Genomic DNA, 11,145 nt, shown 5'->3' on the forward strand with positions numbered 1-11,145 from the left:
GCTAACAGCGCGCCTCACCCAGTCACCGTGTCGCTTCAGACCGGAGACTACGGCGCCAGAGCGGGCGTAGCTCAGGGGTAGAGCACAACCTTGCCAAGGTTGGGGTCGAGGGTTCGAATCCCTTCGCCCGCTCCAGTCGCTGCCATGACGGCAGCGACTTTCGCCGATGCGGTCTGCACAATCCCTTCGTCATCTCCTGATATGCCACCCGAATGGCCCATCGCCAAAACGGCTTCGCGCGCGCTACACGTCGTCGATGAGTGACATCAGAATCGGTATTGGCGGCTGGACCTACGAGCCGTGGCGCGGGACGTTCTACCCCGAGAAATGGCCGCAGAAGCGCGAGCTCGACTATGCCGCCGCGCACGTCACCGCGATCGAGATCAACGGCACCTATTATGGCAGCCAGAAGCCCGCGACCTTCGCGTCCTGGGCCAAGGCAGTCCCCGACGGCTTCGTGTTCAGCCTGAAGGCGTCGCGCTACTGCACCAACCGCAAGGTCCTGGCCGAGGCGGGCGAGTCGATCGCGAAGTTCACCGGACAGGGCATCGTCGAGCTCGGCGACCGGCTCGGGCCGATCCTGTGGCAGTTCATGGCGACCAAGCAGTTCGACGCGGACGATTTCGCCGCATTCCTGAAGCTGTTGCCCGCGAAGCAGGATGGCATCGCGCTCCGTCACGCGGTCCAGGTCCGGCACGCAAGCTTCGCGGTGCCCGCGTTCGTCGCGATGTGCCGCGAGGCGGGCGTGACGATCGTCTTCGCGCAATCCGCCGACTATCCCGCGATCGCCGATCTGACCGGCGACTTCGTCTACGTCCGGCTGGAGGACGCCGAGGAGCGCTTCGTCGCCGGCTATGCCCCGGCCGCGCTGGACGACTGGGCGGCCAAGGCGAGGCTCTGGGCGGCGGGCGGTCGACCCGAGGGGCTTCCCTATATCGAAGAGGCGCTACCGCCCAAGCATGCGCGCGAGACGTTCGTCTTCTTCATCAACGGCGCCAAGGTCAGGGCGCCTCACGCGGCGATGGCGCTGATCGAACGCGTATCAGGGTAGCAATCACCCGTCTGCTGGCGGTAACGCCCGAACCTGCGCCCGGACGGTCGCTTCCGCTTGCCGGGCACTGGCGCGATCGGCGCCAGTGCCCGTGTCGGATCAATGCGAGGTCTTGACCTTGACGCTGCGGTCGCCGTCCGAGCTCACCGAGCTTTCGCGGACCGTCTTGTGCTCGACGGTCTTGTGACCGACCTTCACGCCGAGGATCTTCTTCGGCCGGTGCGTCTTGCGCTTGCTGGTCGTGGTGACTTTCGTCGTGGCGGTGGCGACGCCGTCATGGACCTTGGTGTCGTGATCCACCTTGGTTTGCCGCGTCGTCTGGGCGAGCGCCGGCGTGCCGCACATCATCGTCAGAGCGGCCGCGATAGCCGTAGCATGCTGAATCTTCATGATATGTCCTTCTCTCGTGATCCGTTCGCCAAACGCCCGTCGCGACGAAGGGTTCACTTTCGGCCGTGCCGAGGCGGCCACTACGAGGCGGAGCAAGCGCCCAATCACCCCGCAGCCTGTCCCGTCTCACGATAGGGCAGGCCCGGGGTGGCGATGGGTAACGCCCGATTCAGTCGTCTTTTCTTGGCGGGAAGGCGAAGCCCAACGGTTGGATCGCCGTCGCATCCTGCTTGAGGCGCGCAGCCATCTGCTCATACTCGCGCTCGGTTTCCGGGGTTATGCTGGCGCGCGACTCCTTCAGCGCGCCCTCGAAGTCGGCCATCGTCACGTCGGTCGAATCGATCGAGCGGCGCAACGCCACCAAGCCGGCGCGGCGGACGACGTCCTCGAGGTCTGCACCCGAGAAGCGATCGGTGCGCTCAGCGAGGCGGTCGAGATCGACGTCGGACGCCAGCGGCATCTTCTCGGTCTGGATGCCGAGGATGCGGCGGCGGCCTGCCTTGTCGGGGACGCCTACATAGACAAGTTCGTCGAACCGGCCTGGACGGAGCAACGCCGGGTCGATCAGGTTAGGCCGGTTGGTCGCGCCGATCACGACGACCGACTGCAGCTCCTCCAGCCCGTCCATTTCGGCGAGGATCGTGTTGACGACGCGCTCGGTCACCTGTGGTTCGCCCGCGCCAGAACCCCGCGCTGGCACCAACGAATCGAGTTCGTCGATGAAGATCACGCACGGTGCGACCTGGCGTGCGCGCTGGAACAGACGGGCGATCTGCTGCTCGCTTTCGCCGTACCATTTGCTGAGCAGGTCGGACGATTTGGTGGCGATAAAGTTTGCCTCCGCCTCGCGCGCGACCGCCTTGGCAAGCAACGTCTTGCCAGTGCCGGGGGGGCCATAGAGCAGGAAACCCTTGGCCGGGCGGATACCGAGACGGCGGAACGCGTCGGGGTTCTTGAGCGGGAGTTCGACGCCTTCCTTCAGCCGCATCTGCGCATCGTCGAGACCGCCAACATCGGCCCAGCGCACGGTCGGCGCCTGCACCATGACTTCGCGCATCGCCGAGGGCTGGACGCGTTTGAGCGCCCCCAGGAAATCCTCGCGCGTGACCGACAGTTCGTCGAGCACTTCGGGCGGGATCGTTCGCTCTTCGAGATTGAGCTTGGGCATGATCCGACGGACAGCCTCGATCGCCGCCTCGCGGGTCAGCGCGGCGAGATCGGCACCGACGAAGCCGTAGGTGGTGCGCGACAGCTCATCGAGGTCGACACGATCGCCGAGCGGCATGCCGCGCGTGTGGATGCCGAGGATCTCGCGACGGCCACGCTCGTCCGGCACGCCGACGACGATTTCACGGTCGAACCGGCCCGGACGACGCAGCGCTTCGTCGATCGCCTCGGGACGATTGGTCGCCGCGATCACGACGAGGTTGGCGCGCGATTCGATGCCGTCCATCAACGTCAGCAGTTGCGCAACGAGACGCTTCTCCGCCTCGCCCGATACCTGACCACGCTTCGGCGCGATCGAATCGATCTCGTCGATGAAAACGATCGAAGGCGCTGCCTTCGCCGCTTCCTCGAACACTTCGCGGAGGCGCGATTCGGACTCGCCGTACGCCGAGCCCATGATCTCGGGGCCGTTGATCAGGAAGAACTGCGCGTCGGATTCGTTGGCGACGGCACGCGCCAGCCGCGTCTTGCCGGTGCCGGGAGGACCGTGCAGCAACACGCCCTTGGGTGGATCGACGCCAAGCCGCTGGAACAGTTCGGGATAACGGAGCGGCAGTTCGACCATCTCGCGCAACTGGTCGATCGTCTGCGCCATGCCGCCGATATCGTCATAGGTGACGTCGGCGCGGCGTGCGGCCTGCGGCTCCTCGTATTCGGAGCGCAGTTCGATCTCGGTGTTCTCGTCGATGTGCACCACGCCCTTGGGGCTGGCGGCGATCACCGCGAGGCGGATTTCTTGGAGCGCGTAGGCCGGCGCGTTCATGAACTGCTGGACGTTGGGCGGCATGTTGCCGACGCGCTGGTGCCCCGCGGTCGCGACGATATCGCCCTGACAGATCGGCCGGCCGAGGAAGGTGCGCTTAAGCGCGTTGGTCGAGCCCTGGAGGCGAAGGTTCTGCTGCGCTGGCGCGAAGACGACGCGCGTAGCCGGTTTCGACTCGGCTTTCCGCACCTCGACGAAATCGCCAGAGCCGACGCCGGCATTGGCACGCTGAAGGCCATCGATGCGGAGGATGTCGAGGCCCTCGTCCTCGGGATACGGACCCACCGCCCGCGCGGGCGTGTTCTGCTTGCCGAGGATTTCGATCACGTCGCCTTCGCCGATGCCGAGCGTTGCCATCAACGCGCGCGGCAAATGTGCCAGGCCGCGGCCGCTGTCCTCGGGACGCGCATTGGCGACCTGGATTTTCCGCGTGGGGATTTCGCTATCGGGCATCTCGACTCCTTCGAACTCGAAGGATTAAATGGGGGGTGCACCACGCGGTTTCGAGGACCGGCCCTGTTCGCGCATCCGAAAACGCACAAAAAAAGGGCCGGCCAATGAAGGCCAGCCCGTGAAAGTTTTTAGGAGAGGATGCCTGAAAGGCGAGGTCTTTTTGCGGCGAGACGGTTCATGTTGCAAGTGCGAAGGGATCAGCTACGATTGCGCTAACTGCAATCGTATGGCTGAATGCGTCCAGCGGTCATTGTCACACTCGTCGAGTCGAAAGAGGGATCATGCGCAGGCTGCCGCCACTGGGGGCTATCGAGGCGTTCGTGCAGGTCGCGCGGCTGGGGTCGATCAAGGCCGCGGCCGAGGATCTCGCGCTGTCGGCGCCTGCGCTCAGCCGGCGCGTGCAGAGCCTCGAGCGGTTCATCGCCAAGCCGCTGTTCGCGCGCCGGCATCAGGCGATGGTGCTGAACGCGGATGGTGAGCGGCTGCTGGCACAGATCGCGCCGGTGCTCGATTCGCTGTCCGATGCGGTCGAGTCACTGACCAGCACGACCGAAGTGCTGCGGCTGCGTCTCGGGATCCTGCCGCTCTATGCGTCGCAGAAGCTGTTCCCCAAGCTCGGCGAGTTGCGCACGTCGCATCCCGAGCTGCACCTCGATATCGATACCGCGGCGCATCTGGTGTCGCGGCTCGGCGACGGACTGGATGCGGTGATCGCCTTGTCGCGCGAGATCGACCCGGCGTTCTACGCGCGGCGGCTCGATCGGAACTCGGTATATGTGATCGGCGCGCGGAGCCTGCTGGAGGGCGCGGACCCGGTCACGCGGCCCGAACAGCTCTCGACGCTGACGGCGCTGGTGCACCGCGACATGACGGATACGTTCACCGCGTGGCGGACGGCGGCGGGGCTCGACGATATCGAGCCGCTGGCGATCGATCATTTCGACTCGGGGGCGCTGATGCTGGAGGCTGCGGCGCAGGGGCTTGGCGTGGCGTTCATGCACGCGAGCCATTTCGAGGATGCAAACGATCCGCGACTGGTGCGGCTATTCGATATCGAGGTGGAGAGCCCGTACAGCTACTGGTTCGTGTGCCGCCCAAGGGCGTTGCAGACCAAGCCGGTGAAGCTGTTCCACGATTGGCTGATACGGACGGTGGCAGAGGTCTGACCGCTACTCCCCTCCCGCTTGCGGGAGGGGGCGGGGGAGGGGCGTACCTCGCTGACCGAACGCCGGTACGTACGTCGCTCCCTCCCCTAGCCCCTCCCGCTAGCGGGAGGGGAATGTAGCTTACGCCGCGCGAGCCTTGACGATCTTGCCCGGCGTCTTCGGCGGCTCGCCCTTGGGCAGCGCGTCGATCAGGTCCATGCCGTCGGTGACTTCGCCCCAGACGGTGTACTGCTTGTCGAGGAAGCGTGCGTCGTCGAACACGATGAAGAACTGCGAGTTCGCCGTGTCGGGCTGGTTGGTGCGTGCCATCGAGCACACGCCGCGGACGTGCGGCTCGGCCGAGAATTCCGCCTTGAGGTTGGGTTTGCTCGACCCGCCGGTGCCGTCGCCGCGACCACCGTCACCGCCCTGCGCCATGAAGCCCGGGATCACGCGGTGGAAGGGGACGCCGTCGTAAAAGCCTTCGTTCGCCAGCTCGGCGATCCGCTCGACGTGCTTGGGCGCCAGATCGGGGCGGAACTTGATCGTGACGTCGCCGCCGTCGAGGGTCAGCGTCAGCGTTTCGGGGGTGTCAGCCATTCTTGGTCTCCTGAATTGATGCGCGGCAGATAGGGAGCCGCACTCCGACTGGCAAATGCATGCGCGTCGCGTTAGGGCCCAACCGACCATCTTTTAAGGGAGGCAGCCATGAGCGAACTCGAGCTTCCCGAGCCCGAAACCGACACCCAGCCCGAGACGCAACTCGATCGCGACGACCATCTGCGGCCCGAATTCGTCCGGGCCGTGCTCGATGCGGTCGAGGACGGCAACGACGAGGCGGCGCGCGCGCTGGTCGAGCCGCTTCATCCGGCCGACATCGCCGATCTGTTCGAGCTGACCCCGCAGGAGGATCGTGCCGCACTCGCGCGGGCGGTCACCGATCTGCTCGATGGCGACGTGTTCGCCGAGATGAACGATTACGTCCGCGAGGACCTGATCGATGCGCTCGAGCCGCACCAGGTCGCCGATCTCGCGTCCGAACTCGATACCGACGATGCCGTGGCGATCATCGAGGACATGGACGAGGACGAGCAGCGCGCGGTGTTGCGCGCGCTCGATCCCGACGATCGCGCGGCGATCGAGGAGGCGCTGAGCTACGCCGAGGAATCCGCCGGCCGCCTGATGCAGCGCGAGCTGATCGCGGTGCCCGAGCATTGGACCGTCGGCGACGCGATCGATTACCTGCGCGGCCACGAGGAGCTGACGACCGATTTCTGGGAAATCTTCGTCGTCGACCCCGCACACAAGCCGATCGGCACGTGCCAGCTGTCGTGGATGCTGCGCACGCCGCGCGGGATCGCGATCGCCGACGTGATGAAGCGCGAACAGACGCTAATCCCGGTCGACATGGACCAGGAGGAGGTCGCGCTGCGCTTCCAGAAATACGCGCTGATCTCGGCGGCGGTGGTCGATCATGGCGGCCGGCTGGTCGGGATGATCACGGTCGACGACATCGTCCACATCATCTCCGAAGAGGCGGGCGAGGATACGCTGCGCCTTGCCGGTGCGGGCGACGGCGACATCAACGAACCGATCCGGCTGACGGTGCGGACGCGGTTCACGTGGCTGGTGGTCAATCTCGGCACCGCGATGGTGGCATCTTCCGTCGTCGGGCTGTTCCAGGGGACGATCGCGAGCTTCGCGCTGCTCGCGGTGTTGATGCCGATCGTCTCGGGGATGGGCGGCAATGCGGGCACGCAGACGCTCGCGGTGGTGGTGCGCGCGCTGGCGACCAACCAGCTGACGAGTTCCAACACCGCGCGGATGATCGGCCGCGAGTTCCGCATCGCCGCGGCGAACGGCGTGATGCTGGGCGCGCTGATCGGATGCGGGACGTATGTCATTTTCCGCAACACCGACCTGTCGCTGGTGATCGCCGCGGCGATGCTGGTGAATAATATCACGGCGGGGCTCAGCGGCGTGCTGGTGCCGGTAACGCTCGACAAGTTCCGGATCGATCCGGCGGTGTCGTCGGCGGTGTTCGTGACGACGATGACCGACACGATGGGATTCTTCTCGTTCCTGGGTCTGGCGAGTCTTTGGGGGCTGCACGGTTGATCGGCAGTGTTTAGCGCCCATTTCCAACGCCATGCCGCTCCACCTTACCAAAGTCGCGTTCGGCGCGGAAAGCGTCGACCACCTCGCCGAGCGGCTTCGCCTGCGCGGCGAGGAGGGGCCTGTGTTCCTCACCACGCGGTATCTGCCCAAGCGGCACGAGGAAGTGGCTGGTCAGGGTTCGATGTTCTGGATCCTCAAGCACCAGTTGATCGCGCGCTCGCCGATCCTCGGGTTCGGCGAGGCCGAGGAGGGGCGCGTGGCGATCCACATCGATCCGAAGCTGGTGCTGGTGCAGGCGCGACCGAAGCGCGCGCATCAAGGGTGGCGCTATCTGGAAGGGGCGGATGCACCGCTCGATCTGGGCGGGGATGCGACCGGACTGGACGTGATGCCGCCGGCGCTGATGACCAAGCTGGCGGAACTGGCGCTCATTTAAGGGGTAGGGCCCAGAACTCGTCGAGGTTCATCCCACCCGACGATAAATTCCATCGTCAGCCCCGCGCAGGCGGGGATCCATATCCTCAGAGGATGGCGATCTCAGCGTGAGGTCAGCCAGTATGGGTTCCCGCCTCAGCGGGAATGACGATACCTGTTTGGAAGGTATGAGGGCCGATACAGATTGGGTGCCTAGCTCGATCAAGATCCGGAACTCGGTCGGAAGAAGCCAATGTGGATGGGGCGGCAGACGCGCCATCTTCTCTTACGGAGCAGAGACCTCCGCCGCCGGCTTCCCGCATACCACCGGTCCGCCAGCCGCCGCATCCACCCGACATTTCGCGGGGCCCGCGACCGTCACCGTTCCCAGCCCGCTGTTCGTCACCTGCGCGGTGTAGCGCGCTGCCGCCTTCACGTCGCCGACGCCGTCGAGGTGCACGGTCAGGTCGTTGACCGCCAGCCCGGTGGCATCGATCGCGCCCGGGCCGCTGGCGATGAGGCGCGCGCGGGCGGCACGGCCGGCGAGAGTCAACTCGCCGGTGCCGATCAGCGTCGCATTCAACTGGTCGGTGTCGGCCTCCGTCAGCGCGAGGCTGCCATTGCCGCTGACCGTCACGTCGAGCTTCATCCCGCGCATCAGCGCGATCGTCAGCCGCCCGCCCGCAGCGACACTCGCCGAGACGAGACCGGGAGTCGAGAGCGTGATGACGATTGGCCCACTGCCTCCGCTTGCACCACGCGGTTGCTCGCCCCAGCCGCCGGTGCCCTTGCGGACCGACAAGGTCGTGCCATCGACGCGCACCGCCACCCCCTCGTTCACGTCGCCGGTGATCGTCGCGCGCGGCGAACCGATCGAGACGCGCACCTCGAACGGGCCCTCCACGCGGATCCGGTCGAAGCTGCCGACCGAGACCGTCCGACTCGCTGCGGGTGCCGCGCCGGCCGGCGTGGGCGAGGACAGTAGCAGCAGCGGAGCGAGCAGATATCTCATGCCCGCGACCGTCGCTGCTTCCGCGCCCGCCGGCAAGTCACTTCCCGCAGCGCACCGACCCCGAGCCCGACTTCGAAATCGTGCAGCGCGCGTTCGGACCGAGATCGACATTGCCCGAACCCGACACGCCGACCGAGGCAGGGCCGTCGACGATCGCGTGGACCTTGCCCGAGCCGGAAATGTCGATCTTGGCAGACCGTGCCTGAAGCTTCGGCGCATCGACCGCGCCCGAGCCGGCAATGTTGATCGCGAGCATCCTGGCCGTACCCGAGGCGCGCACGGTGCCCGATCCGGCGATCGAGAATGCGGCATCCTCGACCCGGATCGCGGCGATATTCAGGTTGCCGGACCCGGGAATCCCGCCTGCGAACTTCGCGCCCTCGATGTGGTCGACCGCGATGGTGCCCGATCCCGAGACCGTTGCGTCGGTCAGCCGTGGCAGCGTGACGTACACCTTCACCTTGCCGCTCTTGTTCCAGCCAAAGCTCGAGCCGCTCTTGCGGCTGACGTTCAGCGTCTCGCCGCTACGCTCGATCGTCAGCCGTTCGAGCTGATCCGACGGCCCTTCCGCCCGGACCGAAAAACCGGTGCCGACCCGTACGTCGATATCGTCCGAGCCGCGCAGGTCGATGCCGTCGAAGCCGGTGACCTGATAGGTACGGGTCGTTCCCGATCCCGCCGCCGCAGCCCCCGAGCCTTCGCTGTCGCCGTTCCAGCTGAACGAGCAGGCCGCGAGAGGAATGATCAGTCCGAGCGCAAGAAAGTTCATCGCATCCTCCTGTGTATTGTCTATGCAATACACTCGCACGCGGCATCTGCAAACCGGAATTTAACGAAAAAGGGCGGCCCCGCAGGACCGCCCTTTCGCGTTCGGATCGAGTGCGAAGGCGTTATGCCGGCACCTTGTCCTTGTTGTAGATCGCGGCCGCGGCGCGGAGGATGTCGAGGATCTTCTCCTGCGCCTTGGGCTCGTCGAGCTCTTCCATCGCCGCCAGTTCGCGCGCGAGGCGGCTGGTCGCGCCTTCGAAGATCTGGCGCTCGGAATAGCTCTGCTCGGGCTGGTCGTCGGCACGGAACAGATCGCGGACCACTTCGGCGATCGACACGAGGTCGCCCGAGTTGATCTTCGCTTCATATTCCTGCGCGCGGCGCGACCACATGGTGCGCTTGACCTTGGGCTTGCCCTTGAGCGTGTCCATCGCCTCGCGCATCGTCTTGTCGGACGACAGCTTGCGCATGCCGACGCTTTCGGCCTTGTTGGTCGGTACGCGGAGCGTCATGCGCTCCTTCTCGAACCGGAGGACGTAGAGTTCCAGTGTCATGCCGGCGATTTCCGAGCGCTGGAGCTCGATCACACGGCCGACCCCGTGCTTGGGATAAACGACGAAATCACCGACATCGAAGGACAGTGCCTTGGCAGCCATTTGGGGCCTTTCCGGATCAGGCCTCGCCGCGACGCCTCGACGAAGGACTCGTCGCTGCTGCATCGGGGGAGGGATAGGTCTACACGTCAGGCGGATGACGTGAATCATCGCGCCCGTCGCGGACTCTTCTAGCAGCTTTGCAACAAAATTACCAGCCGAACGTGGCAGGCGGCTTGCCCTTTTCGGGATTCGCCGCCTCTTATCAGTCGCCTGCGCCGGGCTCGGGCGAGAAATACTTGTCGAACTTGCCCTCGACGCCCTTCATGGCGTCGGCATCCGGCGGCGTCTGGTTGTCGTTGCGCGTGACGTTGGGCCATTGCGCCGAGAACGTCGTGTTCAGCTCGAGCCACTGCTCAAGGCCGCTCTCGGTGTCGGGCAGGATCGCCTCGGCGGGGCATTCCGGCTCGCACACGCCGCAATCGATGCACTCGCTGGGATTGATCACCAGCATGTTCTCGCCTTCGTAGAAGCAGTCGACCGGGCACACTTCCACGCAGTCCATGTACTTGCAGCGGATGCAGGCATCGGTGACGACGTAGGTCATTGCAGAACTCCTGGGCCGGATTCCTTTCCGGCGACGAACGCGCCAGCGACTATGCGCGCAGGTCGGTCGCGTCAATCATAGCAAGCCTTCTGCGAGACGTTATCACGCTTTGTCGCTCTCGCATCCTCTCCTGCCCAACACCCCTCCGTCATCCAGTCGCCCACCCCCCTTCCGTCATCCTGACGAAAGTCAGGACCCAGAGCCACGAGACGCTGCCTTTGGTATCCTGGGTCCTGACTTTCGTCAGGATGACGGGGGTCGCTGTGGCGCCATCGTCTGCGTCAACGATCGCGGAGGTCACTGCACTCAGTCACTCCGAAGCAGGATCGCGAACCGTACCAACCGGCGTCTTCCCGGCAATCAGATCCTGATAACACCCTTGCGCCTCGGGCGCCGGCCCGCGCCGCGCCGGCAACGCCTCCACCCGGATCACCCGCACCCGCTCCTCAACCGCAAACGTCAGCACATTCCCAACCCGCACCGGGCAATGCGCGCGATCGATCGGCCGTCCGTCGATCCGAAGATGCCCCTTCTCGGCGATCGTCTGCGCGGCGCTGCGCGTTTTCGCGAGCCGCACGAACCACAGGAACCGATCGATCCGCAT

Annotated in this window: 12 protein-coding genes and 1 tRNA gene; 5 read left to right on the top strand and 8 right to left on the bottom strand. The window is 65.6% G+C overall.

Going from position 1 to position 11,145, the window contains the following annotated elements:
• Nucleotides 1-60 precede the first annotated feature (60 nt).
• Nucleotides 61-135 (top strand) — tRNA-Gly (locus tag ASG20_RS13965).
• A 121-nt stretch (nt 136-256) separates the two neighbouring features.
• Nucleotides 257-1,051, top strand: a complete 795-nt coding sequence (locus ASG20_RS13970; protein ID WP_056053891.1) for a DUF72 domain-containing protein — start codon at nt 257-259, stop codon at nt 1,049-1,051.
• A 99-nt stretch (nt 1,052-1,150) separates the two neighbouring features.
• Here the strand turns inward: ASG20_RS13970 and ASG20_RS13975 are convergent, their stop codons facing one another.
• Both ASG20_RS13975 and ASG20_RS13980 read right to left on the bottom strand, forming a co-directional pair.
• Nucleotides 1,151-1,441 (bottom strand): hypothetical protein, encoded by a 291-nt coding sequence (locus tag ASG20_RS13975; protein WP_056053896.1) that lies wholly within the window; start codon nt 1,439-1,441, stop codon nt 1,151-1,153.
• 169 nt (nt 1,442-1,610) lie between these two features.
• Nucleotides 1,611-3,884: a CDC48 family AAA ATPase gene (locus tag ASG20_RS13980; RefSeq protein WP_056053899.1), complete on the bottom strand. Its 2,274-nt coding sequence runs from the start codon at nt 3,882-3,884 to the stop codon at nt 1,611-1,613.
• A gap of 281 nt (nt 3,885-4,165) precedes the next feature.
• Here ASG20_RS13980 and ASG20_RS13985 point away from each other — a divergent pair, with 281 nt between their 5' ends.
• A complete protein-coding gene (locus ASG20_RS13985; RefSeq protein WP_056053904.1) occupies nt 4,166-5,050 on the top strand; it encodes a LysR substrate-binding domain-containing protein in 885 nt (294 codons plus the stop codon).
• A 120-nt stretch (nt 5,051-5,170) separates the two neighbouring features.
• Here the strand turns inward: ASG20_RS13985 and ASG20_RS13990 are convergent, their stop codons facing one another.
• Nucleotides 5,171-5,629, bottom strand: a complete 459-nt coding sequence (locus tag ASG20_RS13990; protein ID WP_056053908.1) for a peptidylprolyl isomerase — start codon at nt 5,627-5,629, stop codon at nt 5,171-5,173.
• A 108-nt stretch (nt 5,630-5,737) separates the two neighbouring features.
• On the opposite strand from ASG20_RS13990, the gene mgtE reads away from it, so the two are divergent.
• Together mgtE and ASG20_RS14000 are read left to right on the top strand one after the other, a co-directional pair.
• On the top strand, nt 5,738-7,147 hold the full coding sequence (mgtE, locus tag ASG20_RS13995; protein WP_056053911.1) for a magnesium transporter: 1,410 nt from the start codon (nt 5,738-5,740) through the stop codon (nt 7,145-7,147).
• Between the two features lie 31 nt (nt 7,148-7,178).
• Nucleotides 7,179-7,583 (top strand): DUF1489 family protein, encoded by a 405-nt coding sequence (locus ASG20_RS14000; RefSeq protein WP_056053914.1) that lies wholly within the window; start codon nt 7,179-7,181, stop codon nt 7,581-7,583.
• 264 nt (nt 7,584-7,847) lie between these two features.
• On the opposite strand, the gene ASG20_RS14005 is transcribed toward ASG20_RS14000, so the two are convergent.
• The 5 genes from ASG20_RS14005 to ASG20_RS14025 form a co-directional block, all read right to left on the bottom strand.
• Nucleotides 7,848-8,573 (bottom strand): GIN domain-containing protein, encoded by a 726-nt coding sequence (locus ASG20_RS14005; protein ID WP_168371635.1) that lies wholly within the window; start codon nt 8,571-8,573, stop codon nt 7,848-7,850.
• 37 nt (nt 8,574-8,610) lie between these two features.
• Nucleotides 8,611-9,342, bottom strand: coding sequence for a head GIN domain-containing protein (locus ASG20_RS14010; protein ID WP_056053921.1), 732 nt, complete (start codon nt 9,340-9,342; stop codon nt 8,611-8,613).
• A 121-nt stretch (nt 9,343-9,463) separates the two neighbouring features.
• Nucleotides 9,464-9,997 carry a CarD family transcriptional regulator gene (locus ASG20_RS14015; protein WP_056053923.1) on the bottom strand — a complete coding sequence of 178 codons (534 nt, stop codon included), beginning with the start codon at nt 9,995-9,997 and terminating at the stop codon, nt 9,464-9,466.
• A 202-nt stretch (nt 9,998-10,199) separates the two neighbouring features.
• A complete protein-coding gene (gene fdxA / locus ASG20_RS14020; RefSeq protein WP_031393648.1) occupies nt 10,200-10,541 on the bottom strand; it encodes a ferredoxin FdxA in 342 nt (113 codons plus the stop codon).
• Nucleotides 10,542-10,851: 310 nt separating this feature from the next.
• Nucleotides 10,852-11,145 (bottom strand): RNA-binding S4 domain-containing protein, encoded by a 294-nt coding sequence (locus tag ASG20_RS14025; RefSeq protein WP_082471007.1) that lies wholly within the window; start codon nt 11,143-11,145, stop codon nt 10,852-10,854.

It is taken from the genome of Sphingomonas sp. Leaf198 (assembly GCF_001424005.1).
Lineage (GTDB): Bacteria > Pseudomonadota > Alphaproteobacteria > Sphingomonadales > Sphingomonadaceae > Sphingomonas.